Raw genomic sequence first — 19,896 nt, 5'->3', positions numbered from 1 at the left:
GCCGTTCGCCCTGCAGGCTGCGGCGCTCGGTGCCGCGTCGCTACCGGCTCGTGCGCACATGAGCGTTCCGGTCGTCGGGCGAGCCGTCTGCGCCCAGGATCCAGGTGTCCTTGGCTCCTCCGCCTTGCGAGGAATTGACCACCATGCTCCCTGCCGGTGCCACGCGCGTGAGCGCCAAGTCGGCCACCGTGACGTCATCAGGCCCGGTGCCTCGCACGTACACGAACGCCCGAAGGTCGACGTGCCGCGGTTCGAGGTGTGCTCCGGCGAAGGTCGGCAGCGAGGAGAGAGCGACGAGTTCCTGGGCGACCCACGCAGCGGGGTCTGCCGCAATCTCGCTGCGGCGCTCGGCGACACGGGATGCCGTGGCCTTCGGCCCGATCAGCACGCCGCGCCCGCCTTCGCCGTCGACCGGCTTGGTGACGAGCTCCCCGACCCGCTCGAGCACGCTGCGGCGCTCCGAGGCGTCGCTGGTGCGATAGGTCGGAACGGATTCGAGCAACGGGCGTTCATCGAGGTAGTAACCGATCACGTCGTGAATGTTGCAGTACATCGCCTTGTCGTCTGCGACCCCGTTACCGGGTGCGTTGGCGAGAAAGACGTTGCCCGTTTCTGCCACCTCGAGGATCTCCCGGCCGATCGCCCGCCCCGAGCTCGAGACGAGGTCGATCAGCTCAGGGTCGATGCGCACATACAGCGAATGGATGATCAGCCTGCCGTCTGCTGAATGACCCGGTGACATCGACCCGGCTGCCACGGCGTTGCCCGAGGCATCGCGCGACGCGGTGGCCACGACGCGCCCACTCACCACGTCGAGGTCGTCGGGCGTCACGAGCAGGAGGCCCGCATCGGCGGCCAGATGACGGTGTTCGAACCAGGCGGAGCTGGCGGTGCCGCTGCTGAGAACGGCCGCAACGGTGGGTGGCAGGTCGCCTCCGACTCCGGCACGCGGCCCGGCGAACAGGGCTTCTCTCAGCTCGGCGAGGGCAGAACGCGGGTCGCGCAGACCGAGTGGTCTGGGTAGCTCAGGGACCACGGCATCCATCAGCGCCCTGGCTGCTATGGCGTAGGCAGCCCCGCTCGGGGCACGCACATTGTCTTCGAGCACCCGCCAACCGCCGAACTCGTTGCGCACGAGGTCGAAGCCCATGACAGCGGCGCGAACGGTTCCCCGAGGGATTCGCCTGCCCTCCTCCCGCCAGCCCGGCGATGAGGTGATCGAGTCGGCGAGGTCGCGCGGCAGTACGCCGTCGGCGATGATCCGCTGCTGCCCGTAGATGTCCTGCAGGAAGGACTCGATGGCGCGGGCCCGCTGGCGAAGGCCGGCGCCGAGCTCAGACCATTCGTAGGCGCTGATGATCCGCGGGAAGAGGTCGACTTCGAAGGGCTGGAAGGCCCCCTTGACTCCGAAGTCCAGCGAGGTTCGTTCGGTATAGGCGTCGCGTTCGCGGTTGCGATCGGCCAAACCAGTCGGCTTCAGGTTGCGGTAGAAGTCGATGACGTCGCGGTACGCGGGCCGGGGTATCGAGCTGGGCCCGACGGCTTCGTCGCCGGCTCTCGTTCGGTAACTGCGCAGGGCGAGCGCCTCGGTGGCGGCCCGGGGAGCGTACCCCTCTGCGGGGCCATGGGTCTCCTGCACGACCTGTTCCACAACGTCGCGCAGCTCGCCTCGTTCTGCGAAGGCGGCCCGCTGCCGGTCCGCGGAGTTGCCACGCGCGAGGGTGGCCTCGCTCAGGTGCCTGACCTCGTCGTAGTCGCCGAGCTCCTCGAGCTGCGGGCGGAGCCGCGAGACCAGGTCGCGGATGGCGTGCGCCGCAGGGACCGGGCGAGGGTGGACGGTTCCGTCGAGCAGCATGCCCGAAAGCCCGCCGCGCGCCGCCTGCCACATCGCAGCACGGTGGATCGGAGCCCGCATCTGCGGTCGCGGTCGGCCCGCCTCGATGTCGTGTTCTGCAGAGAGCACCGAAGCCCGGAACAGACCGGCGATCAGCACGGCATCGTCGACGATCGGGCAGGCATCGCAGACGCGCAGTTCGAGAGTCGGCTCGTGCGATGAGGGCCGCACGTCGAAGTACGCCATCTTGGCATCGGCGATCACGCCGCTCGAGATGAGGTCGCTGAGCAGCTCGTCGTATTCGGCCGCAGACGAGACCTCGCCTGTCGCCCCGGCGCTCGGCCAGCGCTGCCAGATGGTGGTGCGGATGCTCGAATAGCCGGTGTCGTGCCCATTCAGAAAGGGTGAGCTGGCCGAGAGTGCCAGAAGAAGCGGCAGGTCGTGCGAGACGCGCTGGGCGATCTGCACTGCCAGATCGCGGTCGGAGACTCCCACGTGGATCTGCAGTCCGCAGATCAGCTGTTCGTCGACGAGCAGCCGGTACTGCTCCTGCATGCGCCGGTATCGCCCCGTTGCAGTGAGTTCGAAGTCCGCGAACTCGGAGTGCGGAGCAGTGCCGACCGCCGCAACGCCGAGCCCGAACTCGCCGGCGGCCTCTGCGAGACCCTTTCGGAGCCTCAGTAACTCCGCCCGGAGTTCGCTCAGGGTGGAGGTGACGGCGGTGTTTGTCTCGACCGTGGTGCGTTGGAGCTCAGCCGAGTAGCTGTCTGCAGGCAACCGTGACAGGAGTTGCGGTGCTCGAGCCGAAAGCGTGCCGCTTTCGAGATCGATCAGATGCAACTCTTCTTCTGCACCGAGGGTGAGCTCCGCCTTCATGTCGGTAACTTACAGCGCCATTCTCCCCAACGGCACGGATGACCTAAACCTGAAAATTGTGATATGGCTTTTGGGAATCAGATCGCGCGGTAACACGCGGCCCACAGTGCGGGGTGACAACCCTCAGTAGGTGGCGTAGCGCCCGGTAGAGTATTGGCCGTTTGTCGCGGCCACGGCGATGAGCACGATGAAGAACGCGACATAGGCGATCACCATGATCAGTGCCAGGCCCGTCAGGGCGTAGCCGATGATCGTGCCGGCCAGGGCGAAGCCATGGCCCTGCTCGCCTGTTCTCTTGATCTGACCGAGGGCGATGTGGCCGGTGACGATGGCCGCGAGCGGCACGACGAACGAGAGCGCGAAAGCGACGATCGCGAGCACGTTGGTTCGAGCCGCACCGTACGCCGCCGGGGGAGCGGCGGCATACTGGCCCTGCTCGCCATACTGGCTCTGGCCGGCGTACGGAGCCGTCCCGGGCTGGCCCTCGACGGAGGCGATCGGCGTCGTGCCGTAGTTCACGGGCTGAGGCTGGTGGTGATCGCCCGGAGGGTTCTGGCTGGGGTCGGTCATGGCATCCTGCCTGTTGGGTTTCGGTCTGTCGCTCAGTGCGAAGTCAACACGAGTGAGGAGAGTGATGTCTACCCGAAATCCTAGCGCTGCTCCACGGTCTGGTAGGCCTTCCACATCGTCGCGTACCGGCCGCCCCGTTCGAGGAGTTCGTCGTGGGTGCCCACTTCGGCGATACCACCGTCGTGCAGCACCGCTATGCGATCGGCCGCGCGGGCCGTCTGCAGCCTGTGGGCGATCACGATGGTGGTTCGCCCGCGCGAGACCCGGTCCATTGCCGCCGTGACCCGTGCCTCTGTCGCCAGGTCGAGATTCGAGGTCGCCTCGTCGAGCAGCAGAATGGCGGGGTCGACGAGCTGGGCCCTGGCGAGGGCGATCAGCTGGCGCTGGCCGGCAGAGAGCGATCGGCCCCGTTCGGAGAGCGCATGGTCGTACCCGCCAGAGAGCTCGGCGATGAAGTCATCGGCCCCGACGGCCGTGGCCGCGGCATGCACCTCGTCGTCAGTCGCCCCGGGGCGACCGAACGCGATGTTGTCCCGAACCGTGCCCGTGAAGAGGAATGCCTCCTGTGGCACGTAGCCCAGCTGTTTGCGAAACGCGACGAGATCGAGCGCGCGCACGTCGGTACCGTCGGCCAGAACCGCACCGCTGTCGACATCATAGAAGCGCGCCAGGAGTTTCATGACCGTGGATTTGCCGGCGCCTGTCTCTCCGACGAGGGCGACGGTCTCGCGGGCAGCGATGTCGAGGGTGATGCCCCGGAGCGCCTCGCGGGGGGCGATGAACGAGGCGTCGTCGCTCAGGGCGAGCCGGGCATCCGATGGGCCCCTGGTGGCTTTCGACGCCGACGGCAGGGGTTCAGTCGACGGGTAGGAGAATCGTACGTTCGTGAGGGTGAGGGCTCCAGAGAGCCGGCCGGGCACCAGGGCGTCTGCTGCCGTGGGAGTGAGGGTCTGGAGCTGCATGAGTTGCGAGATCCTGCCCACGGAGACGCGGGTCTGCTGCCACGAATCGAACACCTGCGAGAGCTGCTGGATGGGGGAGAAGAACATGTCGATGTACAGGATGAACGCGATGAGTGCGCCTGAGGTGAGGTCGCCGGAGGCAATCAGGCCGGCGCCGACACCCAGAACGATCGCGTCGGCCACCCCCGACAGGAACTGCACGAACGGAAAGTACAGAGCAACGAGCCGCTGCGCCTTGACCCGCGATTCGAGGTAGTGGGCGCCGAGACCGTGGAATCGCGTGACCGCCGCTGCCTCGTGAACAAAGGCCTGCGACTCGCGCACGCCAGACAGGCTCTCCTGGAAGTCGGCGTTGACCACGGCGATGCGATCGCGCGACACGTCGTAGAGCGTAGACGACCGCTTGCGGAACAGCATCGTCGCAATCGCCAGCGGAATGACGACGGTGAGCGTGCAGAGACCCAGTTCGAGGTTCACGGTGAGCAGCGCGACACCCACACCCACGAAGGTGACGACAGAGACGAGCGCCGAGAGCAGGCCGTTCTGGATGAGCGACTCGAACTGGTCGACGTCGGTGGTCATTCGCGTCATGACCCGGCCGGCCATCTCGCGTTCGTAATAGTCGAGCGACAACCGCTGCAGTTGCGACCAGATGCGAATGCGCAGCGACAGCATGACGCGCTGGGCGATCCTGCCGGTGACGAAGGTCGAGGCGATCACGTCGAAGAGGTCGGCCAGAGTGACGATGAGATACAGGGCGGATGCCCCGAAGAGCACTGCGGCAGAACCCGCCTGCACGCCGCTGTCGATGCCCGTCTTCACGAGAATCGGCCCGAGTAGCCCGGCGACGGCGTCGAGAACGACGAGCACCAGGCCCACGGCCAGAGGCTTTCGGAACTCCTTCAGCAGACGCACGAGGGTGAATTTCGGGTCGGCGACCGTCTCGCGCCCGAGGTCGATCTCGGGCACATCGCGAACCGGGCCGAGCTTCGCCACGGCGCCGAGGAGGTCGGGCATCGGGGCGAGGAAGGTCGCGCCCGCGTCGGCGGCGGCGTTTCCCGGGGTGGAGGACCCTGCAGTGGATCGGGATTCAGGTCGTCGCGGAACTGAGCCGCTGCTCGCTGCCGCGTCGGCGTCGTCCTGGCGGCCAGTAACCAGATCGCCGTCGGCGGTGAGATCTGCCAGCACTTCGATCCGGCCGCTCTGGGCTGCAGCCTGTGTCTGCTCGTCAAGGTTCGACAGCAGCCCTCGATAGGTAGCGCTACGCTCGCGGAGTTCGTCGTGAGTGCCCTGGTCACTGATGCGGCCGTTCTCGAGCACGACAATCCGGTCGGCGAGGTGGAGGGTCGATTCGCGGTGGGCGATCAGCAGCACAGTGCGTGAACCGAGGGCGTCCTTCAGCCCCGCGTGGATCGCCTCCTCCGTTTGCGCGTCGATGGCGCTGGTCGCGTCATCGAGAATCAGGATCCGGGGGTCGTACAAGATGGCGCGGGCGAGCGCGACACGCTGGCGCTGCCCCCCGGAGAGGCTGAGACCGCGTTCGCCCACGACTGTGTCGAAGCCCCTTGGCAACCGTGCGATGAACGCGCTCGCCTGGGCAATCTCTGCAGCGGCACGCACCTCGTCATCTGTCGCTGCCGGGCGACCGAAGGCGATGTTCGACCGCACGGAGTCGGAGAACAGGAAGCTCTCTTCGAACACCACCCCGACGTTGCCGCGCAGTGACTTCAGATGCAGGTCCGTCACGTCGATGCCCTCGACGCTCACGGTGCCCGCGGTGGGGTCGTAGAACCTCGAGACGAGGGCGGCGAGCGTCGATTTGCCGCTGCCGCTCGGGCCGACCAGCGCCACGCGCTCGCCCGGTGCGATGTGCAGGGTCACGTCGTCGAGCACGAGCGCATCCGGGGTGTAGCCGAAGCTCACCCGGTCGAAGTCGATGCGCCCTGACGGCCCGGGCGAGGCCGCCGTGAACGGTGTCGGAAGGTCGACGGCGGCGGGAGCATCCATGATCGAGGGCTCGAGGTCGAGCAGCTGGAAGATGCGCTCCACGCCCACGCGGGCCTGCTGGCCGATGGTCAGGATGCCCGCCAGCATGCGTGCCGGCCCCATCAGCTGGGTCAGGTAGGCCGAGAAGGCGAGAAAGGTGCCGATCGTGAGCTGGTTGTTGAGCGCCAGCCAACCGCCGAAGGCGAGCACGGCGACCTGCGCCAGCACCGGAACGGTCTGCAGCAGCGGCTGGTAGCGCGACTGGATGCGCACGGCTCGCATCTGCGAACCATAGAGGGCGGTCGACACCCCGACCATGCGGTCGATCTCGTGCGTCTCGCGCCCGAACGCCTTGACGACGCGCACGCCGGTGACGTCTTCGTCGACGATCTGGGCGACCTCGCCTTCCCGCTGCTGGGCATCCCACGTCGCCGGAAAGATGCGGGCGCGAAGGCGATACGAGATCACGACGAGCAGGGGAGTCACGACAAGCGCCACGAGCGCCAGTGGCCACGACAGCACGAACATGACCACCAGCGAGAGCACCATCAGAATGACGTTGCCGCTCATCAGGGGCATCATGTTCAGCAGGCCGAGCACGAGCGTGGTGTCGGAGTTCGCGCGCGACACGAGCTGGCCGGTGGGCAGGGCGTCGAGGCTCGCGAAATCGAGCGTCTGCAGGTGATCGTGCATGTCGTTGCGCAGGTCGGTCTGCACCTCGAGGGCGACCTTGCCGCCTCGGTAGCGGCGCACGTAGGCAAAGCCGAACACTCCCGCAGAGAGGGTGAGCAGCAGCGCGAGCCAGGGCAGCAGGGGAGCGTCGGGTACAAGAATGACGTTGTCGACGATCTGCCTGGCCACCAGCGGAATGACGACCTGGCAGGCGCTGCCCAGCAGTGCCGCGCCGAGCGACAGGTAGAGGCTCCGCCGGTGTCGGAGCAGGTACTGCCACAGGCGGCGGATCCAGCCGGATTCGGCAGGGGCAGGCGAGCGGTCAGTCACTCGCCCAATTCTACGAGCGCTTCGGGTATCACCGACCCTCCGGTGGGCGCGCGCGGGTGACCGCATTCTGGCAGACTGCTCAGATGGATGCCCGCAGCGCAGTAGCCGCATGACACCGGGAGTCGTGTTCGTCGTCGTCGGCGCGCTCGGCCTCGTACTCATGGCGATCGGGCTCATCTTCGGCGGGCTGCTCGACCTGTTCGACGTGACCGGCGGGCTGCTGTCACTTGCGCCGGTCGGAGCCGCGCTGGCGATCTTCGGGGCAGTGGGTGTCATCATGCTGGGAAGCGGCGCCGAAGCCCAGCCGGCCTACGTCATCGGTGGTGCAGCCGGAGTTCTGAGCCTCGGAATCGGCGCCGTCTTCACGCGCTACTTCCAGCGCATCAGCAGCGGCTCGACCGTCGACTACACCCTCGTCGGCCGGACGGCGATCGTCACCTCCGACGTCGATGAGACCGGGGGCGAGGTGCACGTCGAAGACAGCCGGGAATCGGGGCGCAGACTCGCCACGAGCGCTGAGATCCTCACCGAGGGCACGCGCGTCCGGGTGATCGGCCACACCGGCAGTTCACTACGAGTGGCCCCCTATGTTGTTATAACTGAATCATCGTCATCTAAAGAAAGCAGCTAACGCGTGGACGCGAGTCTCTTCACCGGCATTCCCCTCATTCCGATCATCGTGATCGTCGTCGCCGTGCTGGTGATCCTGGCGTTCTCGGCATCGCGCATCAAGAAGGTCGGCATCAACGAGGCGCTCATCATCATCGGGCAGAAGGGCGGGGCGGACCAGAAGTCGAAGCCCATCCGCACGCCGCGGTTCGATGACAGCGGAAAGCCCGTGCTCGACGAGAACGGGTCGCAGGTGTTCGACGAGGTTGCGCTCGACACGAAGAATCAGAAGGTCGTCATCGGCCAGCGGGCGTTCATCTGGCCGATCGTCAACGAGACCCAACGAATCTCTCTTGAGCAGTACCAGCACGGTTTCAGCGTGCAGGGCCCTGACGTCAACTACATCAACACGAACGTCGATGTTGCGATCCAGTTCCGCGTCGGCGGTGACCCGGACTCGGTGCGTCGTGCCGCGCAGCTGTTCCAGAGCACCCAGAAGAACCTCGCCAACATCATCGCGGCCGCCATCGAGGGCCACGTGCGGTCGATCATCGGCGAGCTCACCTTTCGCGAGATCACGAGTGACCGTGCCCGGTTCAAGGGGCTGGTGGTCAAGTCGATCAGCGCCGACTTCGCCGAACAGGGCATCATCATCGACACCCTGAACATCAAAGACGTGACCACGCCGGGCTCGAACTACCTCGCGAACCTGGGGGCCGCCGAAACGGCCAAGGCCCAGCAGGAGGCCGCCGTGGCGCAGTCCGAAGCCTTCCGGGCCAGCGAGTTCGCCCGCATCGAGTCGGAGGAGCGCGTCGCAGAGCGTGACAAGGCACTCGCCCTGAAGAAGGCCTCGATCAAGTCGGAGACCGACCGCGCCCAGGCAGAGGCCGACGCCTCCGGCCAGCTCGCCAAAGCCAACCAGGATCGACTCATCGCCGAGCAGGAGCGCCAGGCGCTCGCCGAGCAGGCCCTCGTCGAGCAGGAACGACTCGAGATCTCCATCCGAAAGCCGGCCGAGGCCGCCGCCTACGCCAAGGTGCAAGACGCCAATGCCCAGCGTGACAGCGCGAACGCCGCCACAGAATCCGAGGCGTTCCGCCGAAAGACCGTCGCTGAGGCGAACAAGAGTGCTGCAGTGCTCGACGCCGAGGCGTCGGCCGCCACGGTCACCCTTGCAGCAGAAGCCCAGCGCTCGAGTGCCAATGCGGTCACCGAAGCGGAGGCCTACCGCCGGGAGACAATCGCCGAGGCCAACAAGAAGGCTGCCCTGCTCGACGCAGAGGCGACCGCCTCCTCGGTGACCCTGACCGCCGACGCCGATGCGGCCGCCACCAACGCCAGGGGGCTCGCAGAGGCCGCCATCACCCGTGCAGCGGGTCTGGCCGAAGCCGAATCGATCAAAGCCCAGGCCCAGGCTATGGAGAGCTACGGCAACGCGGCAACGTCGATCGAGGTCATCAAACGCCTCCCTGAGATCGCCCAGAGCATCGCGGGTGCCTTCGCCGGCATCGACAACTTCACGGTCATCTCCAAAGACGGCGCCTCGGCCGTCGGCCAGCAGATCACCGACATCGCCAGCGACGTGCCCGCGCTCGTCAAGAACCTCACCGGCTTCGACCTCACCTCGGTGCTCGCCGGCATGGCGGGTGGCGCGGCCGCGTCAACCGTGCTGAAGGATGACCGGCCCTCCTCGAGCTGAACGCAGGCCTTGACGCGGCACTTGTTTTTTGCAAGTGTTAAGGCACTTCGCACGCGACAGACCATCGAGAGGGATTCACCATGCCGACAATGTTCGTCAACCTGCCCGTCACAGACCTGGAGCGCGCCAAGTCGTTCTACACGGCGGTCGGATTCACCATCAACCCGCTCTTCTCCGACCACAACGCGGCCTGTGTCGTGGTCGAAGAAGATCACAACTACTTCATGATCCTGACCCGCGAGTACTTCCAGACCTTCACCGACCTTCCGATCGGCGACCCGGCGGTGAGCCCAACGGTCTCGACCGCGATCTTCCTCGAGAGTCGGGATGCTGTCGACACGGCCGTGGCCAACGGGGTGGCCGCCGGCGGGGTCGAACCCAAACCGGCTTCAGATTACGGATTCATGTACCAGCGCCAACTGAACGACCCCGACGGGAACTTCCTCGAATTCGGCTGGATGGACCCGGTCGCCGCCGCCCAGGGCCCCGAAGCGGCGATGGCCCAGCAGGACTGAGGTCTGATGGCTGCACGGGATTACGGGCAGTATGGCGGCGTCTCCAGCGCGCTCGAACTCGTGGGAGAGCGCTGGGCGCTGCTGATCATCCGTGACCTGCTCGTGGGGCCGCGTCGCTACGGTGAACTTGCCGGCGGGCTTGCCCGAATCCCGAGCAACATCCTGGCGGCACGCCTGAAGGAGCTGCAGGCAGGCGGCGTCATCCGCCGTGTGCCGCACTCGCGTGTGATCGTGTACGAGCTGACTCCGTATGGCCGCGAACTCGAGCCGGTCATCCTCGCTCTCGGAGCCTGGGGCTTCAAGGCGATGGGGGAGCCACGCGAGGCGCAGATCATCACCCCGGATTCGATGACCATGGATCTGCGCACGGCCTTCCAGCCGCTGGTGGCCGCGAGCCTGCCGCCGACGGCCTACGCGGCGAGGCTCGGCACGGTGGAACTGTTCATCCGGGTGGAGGGGTCTGACCTGGATGTCGTGCGTGGTGGCGGCCCGGCCGACCTCGCCTTTGCCGCGGGTGCCGACATCCGCCGGCTCATCTCCGGCGAGCTCACCCCCGATCGCGCGATCACAACCGGCGTCGTGCAGGTTCTCGGTGGCCGCAACGAGCTCCTCGACCGCTTCGCGACCACCTTCCACCTCGCTGCCTGATCCGAGCTGTGCTGGCAGTCGTTTGCTGCTGCGGCGAGCCCGACGATCAGGTGCCCCCCTGCGCTGCGTGCGCCGACTCGAGACCGTCGAGGATCAGCGTCAACCCGAAGTCGAATTCGTTCGCGTAGGCGTACCCCGGTTGCAGGATCAGGCGCACAGCCATGTCAGCAAGGTGGGGGAACGCCTCTGCCATGGCTACCTGTTGCGCCATGATGTCATCCGTCGCTGAGCTGATGTCGCCCGACGGGTCAAGTGGCAGCGCTGCCTCCTGCTGGGCGAATCCCTGAACATAGCTGTCGAGGACTGACATCGCGTGAGCGGTCATGGTCATCGAGAATCCTGAGGCGGTGAGGCAGCCGATCACCGAGTCCAGGTGACCAAGAGTTGCCGGGCCGGGGGAGGTCCGCGCTTTCATGCTGATGGCCCAGGGATGCCGCGACAGCACCGTGCGGGTCGATTCCGCCCGGGTGCGCATTGCGGGGCGCCAGGGATCGCCCGCCCGAGGAGTCGAGAATTCCGAGTAGACAACATCGAGCATCCCATCGAGGATGTCGTCTTTGCTTTTCACGTGGTAATAGAGCGACATTGCTTCGATTCCGAGTTCAGCAGCGAGCTTGCGCATGCTCAGTGACTCGATACCACCGGCATCAGCGAGCTCAATCGCCACTCGGATTGCTCGCTCACGGGTGACCGGTTTTCGTGTTTCTGCGCTGCCCATAGACCTCACCTTACAACGTATGGTATCGTCATGCCATTCGACCTTACGCCGTATGGTGAAGGCATTCTCTGAGACAGGAAGAATCATGAAGAACACTCGCACCATCGCACGCACCGTCGGCGGGCTCATGCTCGCCGCCTTCCTCCTTTACGGCATCGGCAGCTCTGTCGCACTGGCGGCCACGAATGGAGTGCTGATGATCTCCGGCGTGATCATGATGCTGCTCAACTCCGTGGCCGTCATCGTGATCGGAATTCTGTTAGTCCCGATACTTCGCCCACACGCGCCGGCGGTCGCAGTCGTGTACCTGACAGCTCGCCTCTTCGAGGGCGTATTTCTCGCCGCGGGCGCACTCTTCCTGCTTCGGGGATCGGCCCACATGAACTTCCTCGCGTACAGTGTCGCGATGGCCGGTCTGAGTATCGGCAGCCTGGTGTTTTGCGTTGCTCTCTACCGATCACGGCTCGTACCCCGGTTTCTCTCTGTGTGGGGCTTCGTCGGCTACGCATCCTTCGCCACGGGCTGCATCCTGGAGCTTTCCGGTGTCGCGGGCGTGGGTATCATCTCCACCGTCCCCGGTGGACTGTTTGAACTCTTCTTCGCCGTCTGGCTGATAACGCGCGGTTTCAGATCGTCTGTGGGCTTCGCAGCCGAGGCTCGCATCTGAGCAACGGGTGGAATACCCGACGCGTTTTGCGCGCCGATCAGGTGCCCGGTCCGGCCTGGCTGGCGCGCCAGACCGCATGAATCAGCTTCGCGCGGCGCGAACTCTTCCGTACAGCCGCATCAGCTGCGGCACTACGAGGTACACCGCAACGGGAACGACGACGACCGAGAGGACGAAGGCGCGCAGCACGGGGTTCCAGTCAGAAGCGAACGGTGCGATGGCGAAGAAGCCCACCGTGACGAGTGGAAAGATCGCGATCCACGTGATCAGCGCCCTGGCGTGGACGGATGGCGGTTTGGGTGCCGAGGGCTTCGCGGTTGCGGTGGTTGGTGTGGGGAGTGACATTGTTGTTTCCTTTGTTTTGTGAACCGGGGTCCCGGTTATGGTCGCGCCGCGGTCGCGGCGTCGAGGTCTGTGTTGAGAAGCCATCCGTTGATCGAGATGGCGGCCGCGCTGCCGGCACCGGCGGCGGTGATGACTTGGGCGCTTGGGGTCACCACGTTTCCGGCGGCCCATACTCCACTCACACTGGTCTGCCCGAAGGCGTCCGCGCTGACAAGGCCGGTGATCTCATTGGTCTCGCAGCCGAGTCCCTTGAGGAGTTCGTCGTGGGCCCGCTGGGGTGGCGCTATGAAGACAGCATCGGCAGTGACTGCGTCACCGCTCATGAGACCAACCCCGGTAAGCGTCGCCGGCGCACCACCGATGAGGTGGGAGACGTTGCCCGTCACGACATGAATGTCGAAGGCCTCGAGTCGAGATCGTTCTGAGGGATCGAGATCGATGCCGTTGGTGATGAGAGTCACGGTGTCGCTGTAGCGGCGAAGAAGGCCCGCCTGCTTGATGGACATCTCGCGCGCGGGTCCGCCAATGACGGCGATCCTCAGGCCGCGCACTTCGTAACCGTGGCAATAGGGGCAGTGGTGGACAAGTGAGCCCCACCGATCACTCAGTCCGGGGATCAGGGGAAGGTGGTCGTGGAGACCGGTCGCGATGAGAAGCGCGCGTCCCTGCCTGATCGTCCCGTCCAGGAGGGTGATGCTGAAGAACCCTTCGTGTCTCTCCACGCTCGCGACTGAGCCCGCGAGGAAGGCACCTCCGTACCCTTCGATTTCGCGGCGGGCGGTTCTCAGGAACTCGGCGGGATCCATCCCGTCACGAGAGAGAAAGCCTTGCATGTGTGTAGCAGGCCCATTTCGTGGCTGACCGGAGTCAACGATGAGAACGTCGGCGCGGGCTCGCGAGAGTACGAGTCCCGCGCTAAGCCCTGCGGCGCCTCCGCCGATGATGATGACGTCAGTAGTGGTTGTGTTGTTCATGAAGGAACAGTGACATCGGTGGGATGAGATTTGGGACAACTGTTGCTGAAACTGGGACGGCATGGTTACCTGATCGCATGAGCACCTCGCAGAGAATCCAGACTGAGCTGAATCAGATCGCCCCGCGCCTACGCGCCGCCAGGCAGAAGAAGGATCTGACGCTCGAGGAATTGGCGGAGGCAACGGGAATCTCGAAGAGCACTCTGTCGAGGCTCGAATCCGGGCAACGAAAGCCAAGCCTGGAGATACTCCTGCCTGTCGTTGCGGCGCTCTCGATGACCTTGGACGACATCGTGACATCGCCCCGGATCGCAGACCCACGCGTTCCGCAGACGTCCACACGGTCGGACGGACGCATCCTGACGCCGCTGTCGCAGCACCCCGGCGAACCCCAGGCTTTCAAAGTAACCATCGCTGCAACGGACCGGAAGCCGGTGCTCCGAACTCACGGCGGCTATGAATGGATCTATGTGCTCGCCGGACGACTGCGGCTCGTCCTTGGCGAACACGACATTGTCATGGGCGCGGGCGAAGCGGCTGAATTCGACACCAAGAACCCGCATTGGTTCGGTGCGACCGGCGCTGGTCGGGTCGAGATCCTCAGCATGTTCGGCAAGCAGGGCGAACGCATTCACCTCCGTGCAAAGTCGACCTGAGTGTCATCGATGTGCTGCGACGTCATCGTTCCCGGAGGATCTGTCAAAACATCTCAGCAGGTCACCGCACCGGTTCTGGTTGATGCCGGTTTCGCGATTGGTCAGGCGCGGAGGGGAGCCGGGGTGCGCGAGCGCCGAAGTTGCCGCGCCTTGCTCGCCGTCAGCGCAAGGCCGACGAGAACGCCGAGCGTCGCACCGATCGAGTTCGAGATGATGTCTCGAACGTCGGAGACGCGGTCCGGGAGAAAGAGCTGGATGAACTCGATCCCGAACGTGAGCCCGACGCCGGCGATGATGGCGAGCCACCACTGGCGCCGGCCGAGCAACAGCAGAAAGAAGAGCCCGATCGGAAAGAACATGGCGATGTTGGCCGTGAACTCGACGCGGTCGTAGGTGATCCACTCTGTGCTGGCATGCCGGCCGAAGAAGCGGATCGCCTGGTAGAGCAGGCCCTCCGCCTTGGTGTCGAGCGGTTGCGGCCCGAGGGTGATCCACGCGACAACTCCGAGATAGGCGAGCGTGAACACGCTGAGCACGGGGTGGCGTCTGAACATGTCTCCCAGCATGCCCGATCACTCTTGGTGTTCGTTGAACGCGGGCTGTGTGGCGTCGATGTGCCACTGTTTGCGGTTGAAGCCTCGCCTCCAAGCCTCACGGCGTCGGCGTCGGTGTCGGCGTCGGGGTTGCCGTGCTGGCCGGGGTGTTCTTCGTGAAGGTGTCGGTCACGAAGGTCTGGAATGCCGTCTGGTCGCCCACCGCACCCGTGTATGCCATCCCGTCCACCAGCACAAGCGGTGTGCTGGTCAGCGATGTGGTGTCTGAATTCGGCACCGAAGCCTTCGCGCGCGCGGTCGAATCACTGACCCAGTTTGCGAACCCGTTCGACGTGATGCAGCTCGCGATGGCAGCGTCTGTCACCCCGGCCGTTGTCACAAGGTTCACGAGATCGGCGTTGCTGAGCCCGGCGCTCGCGATGGTGGCCTGGTCGGCGACCAGGGCATTGTGCACGGCGAGCACGCTGTCGGGGGAGGTATTGGCCACGCAGGCGATGGCGTTCGCCGCTCGCGCGCCCGGGTCGTTGCCATCGGTGCTCGAGAGCGCAACCGGGTGGATCTCGAGGGTGGCGTACCCCTGTTTGACCCAGCCCTGGATCGCCGCGCCGTTCGTGGTCTCGAAGGTCGCCGCGTCGGCGTTGGAGTAGTCGACATATTCGACAACAGTGAGAATGCCGTTCGTGGTGTCGAGCACGCTGGGAGTCGGCGCCTGGCCGACGGCCAGGGCACCGCTCTTCGTCGCCGTGACGTTCGTGCCGTCGCCGACCACGACGATGCCGTCGCTGGCCATGTTCGCAGGCCCGGCGAGCCCCGCCCGCACGGTGTTCACGGTGACCAGCGTTCCAACGGCGAGCAGAGCCACGCCGACGGTGATCAGGCTGGTGCGCAGGATGATCGTGTTGCGCTTCTTGCGACGCTGCTGGTCTTCCCGCTGGATTCGTGCAAACTCCCGCGAGAGTGCCTTGCGCTCCTTCTTGGGCAGGCCGCGCAATTGCTCTTCGTAGATGTTGACGCGCGCCACCCCTCAGTTCCCCGGCGGGGCAGGATCGCCGCACGCCCACAGACACGTTGACCGTACCGATCTGCTATATGAGTGAGCTATGGGCGATCTGGGAGATCACTCAGCAATCGAGCGGTGCACCGTTCAGCTGCGCTACTCTTCTGGCGCGAGAGCTTCGAGGGTCTGGATGCTCGGCACAAAGTAACTCGACCCGGTGACGGCCTTCGAGAAATCGAGAATGCGGTCATACTCGCCCACCGGGTCGCCGATGAACATGCGCCGCAGCATGTGGTCGATGACCCAGACCTTTCGGGCGTAGCCGATGAAGTAGGTACCGAACTCGCCGTGGCCGGGCCGGCCGAACGGCATGTTGTCGCGGAGGATCGCCTGTTCGACACCGTTCTCATCGACGATGGTGTTCAGGCTGCGATGTGATTTTCGGGGCGCCGACGCCGGCTCGTCGTCTTCGCGCTCGACATTGTCGATCTTCGACCGGCCGATGATCGACTCCTGCTGCTCGGTCGTCAGGCCGCCCCAGGCCGCGAGGTCATGCAGGTACTTCTGCACCACGACGTAGCTGCCGCCAGCGAATTCAGGGTCTTCATCACCGATCAACGATGCCTCGGCCATCGACTGACCGGTCGGGTTCTCTGTGCCGTCGACGAACCCGAGCAGGTCGCGCGCGTCGAAGTACCGGAAGCCCTGCACTTCATCGACCACGGTCACCGCGTCGCCGAGCTTGTCGAGAATGAGGCGCTCCAGTTCGAAGCACAGGTCGGCTCGCTCCGCCCGAATGTGAAAGAGCAGGTCGCCGGGCGTGGAGACGGCGGTGTGAACCGGCCCCGGAATGGCGTGAAAACGGTCGAGCTGCTCGGGTTTCGCTGCTTGGTCGAACCGCGACCACGCCTCGGCGCCGATGCCGACGTTGCACGAGAGCCTGCCGCCTAGGTCGCGGAAGCCGACCGTGCGAACGAGCCCACCGATGTCGGAGATGACCTCGCGAACGACGAGCGCCGCCGCAGCGGCACGTTCGATGGTGACGACGAGAAAGACCGCTGCAGACGACAGCGGAGCGTTCACGCTCTGCGGCTCGATCGGTGCGCGGGCCCAAGTCTGATCATCCATGGAGTGAGTGTATTGCCAGCAGGTATCGAGGGCGAGGAGCCGAGACGGCTGGGTTCAGATGGCGCGCACCGAGTTGTTTCGGGCGTCGTGGGTCAGCTCCGCCAGACCGAGGGCTTCGAGCAGCGGCGGAAGGTACATGCCGAAACGCCCGCGGTACCCCTTGCGCTGGCCGTACCAGCCACCGACGGGGTTGTCTTCTGACCGGCCCCAGGCCTCGACCGATCCAGCGGCAGCTGGTTTGAGCTCGTCGGCCGCGCCGAGGGGAACCCAGTCGCCCTGTGCTTTCAGCCAGGCGTGCAGGTCGTCGATCGCCCGCGCGTCGTAGGTGAGTTTGGTCGAGCCCACCTGGCACACCAACACGGGGGGATCTGTCGTGTCGTCGCGGTACATCGTGTACGACGAGCTGCCCGGAGCGGTGACGAGCTGCCACGGGTCTTCCCTGGTGCCGGCACCGACTGCTGCTGCGGGTTCTGCTGCCATGATGGCACTCCTTCGAACAGGGCCAGTATGGCAGGGTGGAGCGCATGGGTGAAGAGTGATCTCTGCGCCGGCCGAGGTGGTCGTCTTCCTGGCCGAGGTGACGGAGGCGAAACCGTCGCTTCTCCGATTTCTCGAACCGTCGGAACAGGAGCGTGCATCGACCTTCATGCGCGCCCGCGATCGTGACCGCTTCGTTGCGTCGCACGCACTGCTGCGGCTCGCTGCGGGCGAGGTCTTCGGTGTTCCGCCGGCTTCGGTGCGGTTCGACTTCACCTGCTCGGTCTGCGGCGGTTCTCACGGCAGGCCATCATTGCTCGACCCACTCGGGCTCCCCGGCGTGCCGGGTCGATTCGGCCTGTCGCTCTCCACGACACCAGATCATCTGGCGGTGGCCGTCGCCAGAAAGGGTGACATCGGAGTCGACATCGACCGAGTGGATGCTGCACAATTCCCGGGCTTCGACACCGTCGCTCTCGCCGCCCGCGAGGTTCGTGCCGTCGAGCGGCTCGACCCCACAAACGCTGCTACGGCACGGGCGCGGCTGTGGGTGCGCAAGGAGGCCGTGGTGAAGGCAAGCGGGCACGGGATGCGACGGGACCCGCGGGCCATCGACGTCTGGGTGAAGCAGAGTAGACACACAGGAACCGTGGACGTTGCAGGTGCGGCTGTGCCGGAACCGACGCGAGTTCGCTGGATCGACTTCGACACCGGGGTCAACGGTCTCTCTGGGGCCGTCGCTCGAGTGGGCCTTGAGCCTGTCGACATTGCCGTCAGAGACGCACGGCGCCTGCTGACGGCCGACTCTATCTCAGGGTCTCACTGAAACAGTCGACCGCACGACTGAACTCGGTGAAGCGCAACATGCTCCTCGGTGCAGAGAGCTTGAGGACGTCGTAGTACCCGTTCGTCAGTTCGATGTAGCCAAGCACGCTTTCGGCGTTGCTTGTAGGGATTCGCCTATCGCAGACCTGCCATTCGTGGTCAGAGATGACCGAGATGCGAATGTCGCCTGAGAGTGGAATGTTGACCTGGCTGAGGCGCGTCAACTGTGTTGTCACATCAACCTCCTTCGGTTAAGTGCTTGTGTTGAGGCAATCATGCGCACCACCCCCCCGACAAGGGGTTGACACGGCTCTCAAAGCCCAAATACAGGAAGCTGGGTGGGCTCGTGCGGAGGGATTGGGGCGAACGCCGAGGGTGGGCGATACTACCAACGTGGACACCGTTGATGTGGTCGTGGTCGGAGCAGGGCCGAATGGTCTCGCGGCCGCCGTCACGCTGGCGCGCGCGGGTCTCTCCGTGCGCGTGTACGAGCGGGCCGACACGATCGGCGGTGGCGCACGCACCAGCGAACTCACGCTGCCGGGGTATCTGCACGATGTGTGCTCTGCCGTGCATCCGATGGCCCTGGCCTCTGAGTTCTTTCGGCGGTTCGGGTTGGCCTCGCGCATCGAGTTGCGGCTGCCCGACGTCGCGTACGGGCATCCACTCGATGGGGGCAGGGCGGGCATCGCCTACCAGAGCATCGACGAGACGGCCAGGGGGCTCGGTGTTGACGGCCCGGCCTGGAAGAAGCTGTTCGGCCCGCTGGTGGAGCGATGGCGGGAGCTTGCCGAGTTCACTGGCGGCTCACTTCTGCGACTACCCCGCAACCCGCTCGTGGCTGCGCAGTTCGGCGCACGGGTGTTGGAGCAGGGGAGCCCGCTCTGGGGACTGCGTTTCGAGAGCGACGTCGCCCCGGCCCTGCTGAGCGGGGTGGAGGCACACGCGATCCTGCCGCTGCCCGGTATTGCGCCGGCCGCCGCCGGGCTCATGCTGGGAACACATGCCCACGGGGTCGGCTGGCCGGTACCAGTCGGGGGCAGTCAGGCGATCGTTGATGCCATGGCCGCTGACCTGCTCGCGCACGGCGGTGAGATCGTCACCGGCACCGAGATCACCTCGCTCGCCGAACTGCCACCCTCGAAGGCGGTTCTGCTCGATGTCTCGCCCCGGGCGCTGTTGCGGCTCGGTGGCGACCGCGTGCCGGCGCGGTACGCCCGCCGCCTCGAGCGCTTCCGGTACGGCAACGCGGTCGCCAAGCTCGATCTCGCGCTGTCAGACTCTGTTCCGTGGGCCAACCCCGAACTGCGCAGGGCCGGCACCGTTCATGTGGGCGGCACGCATGCCCAGATCGCCCGCGCCGAGGCAACCATTGCGGCGGGCAAGCACGCCTCCCGGCCATACGTACTGGTCTCGCAGCCCAGCACGATCGACTCGTCGCGCGCGCCGGAAGGCAAGCACGTGCTCTGGGCCTACACGCACGTGCCGAGCGGCTCGAACATCGACCAGACCGAGACGCTCATCGCCCAGATCGAACGGTTCGCGCCCGGCTTCCGAGACACGATCCTCGCCTCCACCAGCCGAACGGCCGTCGGCGAAGAGGCGATGAACCCCAACTACGTCGGCGGTGACATCTCGGCGGGTGCGGCGACGTTCGGGCAGTTGCTCAGGCGCCCCACCCTCTCGCCGCACCCGTGGCAGACGCCGATGAAGGGCGTGTACCTGTGCTCGTCGTCGACGTCACCCGGGCCCGGCGTGCACGGCCTGGCCGGCTGGCATGCGGCCCGGCGGGCGCTCGCGGTGGAGTTCGGCATCTCGAAGGCGCCCGAGCTCGGGCTCTGACGCTCACTCGTA

19 protein-coding genes are annotated in these 19,896 nt (G+C 65.7%); 8 read left to right on the top strand and 11 right to left on the bottom strand.

Annotated features, from left to right (window positions below; genetic code table 11):
* Positions 1-40: 40 nt before the first annotated feature.
* The 3 genes from JOE66_RS11630 to JOE66_RS11620 form a co-directional block, all read right to left on the bottom strand.
* Positions 41-2,710 (bottom strand): carboxylate--amine ligase/circularly permuted type 2 ATP-grasp protein, encoded by a 2,670-nt coding sequence (locus JOE66_RS11630; RefSeq protein WP_205109624.1) that lies wholly within the window; start codon positions 2,708-2,710, stop codon positions 41-43.
* A gap of 123 nt (positions 2,711-2,833) precedes the next feature.
* On the bottom strand, positions 2,834-3,280 hold the full coding sequence (locus JOE66_RS11625; protein ID WP_205109622.1) for a DUF4190 domain-containing protein: 447 nt from the start codon (positions 3,278-3,280) through the stop codon (positions 2,834-2,836).
* An 80-nt stretch (positions 3,281-3,360) separates the two neighbouring features.
* Positions 3,361-7,230: an ABC transporter ATP-binding protein gene (locus tag JOE66_RS11620; RefSeq protein ID WP_205109621.1), complete on the bottom strand. Its 3,870-nt coding sequence runs from the start codon at positions 7,228-7,230 to the stop codon at positions 3,361-3,363.
* A gap of 109 nt (positions 7,231-7,339) precedes the next feature.
* Here JOE66_RS11620 and JOE66_RS11615 point away from each other — a divergent pair, with 109 nt between their 5' ends.
* The 4 genes from JOE66_RS11615 (at position 7,340) to JOE66_RS11600 (ending at position 10,701) form a co-directional block, all read left to right on the top strand.
* On the top strand, positions 7,340-7,861 hold the full coding sequence (locus JOE66_RS11615; protein ID WP_205109619.1) for an NfeD family protein: 522 nt from the start codon (positions 7,340-7,342) through the stop codon (positions 7,859-7,861).
* A gap of 3 nt (positions 7,862-7,864) precedes the next feature.
* The gene (locus tag JOE66_RS11610; RefSeq protein WP_307827174.1) at positions 7,865-9,538 is read left to right on the top strand and encodes an SPFH domain-containing protein; all 1,674 of its coding nucleotides are present in this window, start codon (positions 7,865-7,867) and stop codon (positions 9,536-9,538) included.
* Positions 9,539-9,618: 80 nt separating this feature from the next.
* Positions 9,619-10,053, top strand: a complete 435-nt coding sequence (locus JOE66_RS11605) for a VOC family protein (RefSeq protein ID WP_205109617.1) — start codon at positions 9,619-9,621, stop codon at positions 10,051-10,053.
* A gap of 6 nt (positions 10,054-10,059) precedes the next feature.
* The gene (locus tag JOE66_RS11600) at positions 10,060-10,701 is read left to right on the top strand and encodes a winged helix-turn-helix transcriptional regulator (protein ID WP_205109615.1); all 642 of its coding nucleotides are present in this window, start codon (positions 10,060-10,062) and stop codon (positions 10,699-10,701) included.
* Between the two features lie 46 nt (positions 10,702-10,747).
* On the opposite strand, the gene JOE66_RS11595 is transcribed toward JOE66_RS11600, so the two are convergent.
* Positions 10,748-11,419 carry a TetR/AcrR family transcriptional regulator C-terminal domain-containing protein gene (locus JOE66_RS11595; RefSeq protein ID WP_205109613.1) on the bottom strand — a complete coding sequence of 224 codons (672 nt, stop codon included), beginning with the start codon at positions 11,417-11,419 and terminating at the stop codon, positions 10,748-10,750.
* 85 nt (positions 11,420-11,504) lie between these two features.
* Here JOE66_RS11595 and JOE66_RS11590 point away from each other — a divergent pair, with 85 nt between their 5' ends.
* Positions 11,505-12,086 carry a DUF4386 domain-containing protein gene (locus JOE66_RS11590; RefSeq protein ID WP_205109611.1) on the top strand — a complete coding sequence of 194 codons (582 nt, stop codon included), beginning with the start codon at positions 11,505-11,507 and terminating at the stop codon, positions 12,084-12,086.
* 81 nt (positions 12,087-12,167) lie between these two features.
* On the opposite strand, the gene JOE66_RS11585 is transcribed toward JOE66_RS11590, so the two are convergent.
* Positions 12,168-12,431: a putative antibiotic biosynthesis monooxygenase gene (locus JOE66_RS11585; protein WP_205112165.1), complete on the bottom strand. Its 264-nt coding sequence runs from the start codon at positions 12,429-12,431 to the stop codon at positions 12,168-12,170.
* A gap of 35 nt (positions 12,432-12,466) precedes the next feature.
* Positions 12,467-13,405, bottom strand: a complete 939-nt coding sequence (locus JOE66_RS11580) for an NAD(P)/FAD-dependent oxidoreductase (RefSeq protein WP_205109609.1) — start codon at positions 13,403-13,405, stop codon at positions 12,467-12,469.
* 77 nt (positions 13,406-13,482) lie between these two features.
* On the opposite strand from JOE66_RS11580, the gene JOE66_RS11575 reads away from it, so the two are divergent.
* On the top strand, positions 13,483-14,061 hold the full coding sequence (locus JOE66_RS11575) for a helix-turn-helix domain-containing protein (protein ID WP_205109607.1): 579 nt from the start codon (positions 13,483-13,485) through the stop codon (positions 14,059-14,061).
* Positions 14,062-14,162: 101 nt separating this feature from the next.
* On the opposite strand, the gene JOE66_RS11570 is transcribed toward JOE66_RS11575, so the two are convergent.
* From JOE66_RS11570 to JOE66_RS11555, 4 genes are all read right to left on the bottom strand, one after another.
* Complete coding sequence (locus tag JOE66_RS11570; RefSeq protein WP_205109605.1) at positions 14,163-14,615, bottom strand: VanZ family protein; 453 nt, start codon at positions 14,613-14,615, stop codon at positions 14,163-14,165.
* A gap of 97 nt (positions 14,616-14,712) precedes the next feature.
* Positions 14,713-15,636: a DsbA family protein gene (locus JOE66_RS11565; protein WP_205109603.1), complete on the bottom strand. Its 924-nt coding sequence runs from the start codon at positions 15,634-15,636 to the stop codon at positions 14,713-14,715.
* Between the two features lie 132 nt (positions 15,637-15,768).
* Complete coding sequence (locus tag JOE66_RS11560) at positions 15,769-16,740, bottom strand: Dyp-type peroxidase (RefSeq protein WP_205109600.1); 972 nt, start codon at positions 16,738-16,740, stop codon at positions 15,769-15,771.
* 54 nt (positions 16,741-16,794) lie between these two features.
* On the bottom strand, positions 16,795-17,220 hold the full coding sequence (locus JOE66_RS11555) for a DUF6855 family protein (protein WP_205109598.1): 426 nt from the start codon (positions 17,218-17,220) through the stop codon (positions 16,795-16,797).
* Between the two features lie 55 nt (positions 17,221-17,275).
* Here JOE66_RS11555 and JOE66_RS11550 point away from each other — a divergent pair, with 55 nt between their 5' ends.
* Positions 17,276-18,043 carry a 4'-phosphopantetheinyl transferase family protein gene (locus JOE66_RS11550; RefSeq protein ID WP_205109596.1) on the top strand — a complete coding sequence of 256 codons (768 nt, stop codon included), beginning with the start codon at positions 17,276-17,278 and terminating at the stop codon, positions 18,041-18,043.
* Here JOE66_RS11550 and JOE66_RS11545 read toward each other — a convergent pair.
* Positions 18,024-18,278 carry a hypothetical protein gene (locus tag JOE66_RS11545; RefSeq protein ID WP_205109593.1) on the bottom strand — a complete coding sequence of 85 codons (255 nt, stop codon included), beginning with the start codon at positions 18,276-18,278 and terminating at the stop codon, positions 18,024-18,026. The two genes, JOE66_RS11550 and JOE66_RS11545, sit on opposite strands and share 20 nt — an antisense overlap.
* A 157-nt stretch (positions 18,279-18,435) precedes the next feature.
* Between JOE66_RS11545 and JOE66_RS11540 the strand changes: the two genes are divergently transcribed.
* Positions 18,436-19,884 (top strand): phytoene desaturase family protein, encoded by a 1,449-nt coding sequence (locus tag JOE66_RS11540; RefSeq protein ID WP_205109591.1) that lies wholly within the window; start codon positions 18,436-18,438, stop codon positions 19,882-19,884.
* Positions 19,885-19,896 lie beyond the last annotated feature (12 nt).

The organism is Subtercola frigoramans, from assembly GCF_016907385.1.
In the GTDB taxonomy this organism is placed as follows: Bacteria; Actinomycetota; Actinomycetes; order Actinomycetales; family Microbacteriaceae; genus Subtercola; species Subtercola frigoramans.
The sequence above is the reverse complement of the archived record's forward strand: the minus strand, read 5'-3'. Positions and strand labels throughout refer to the sequence as shown.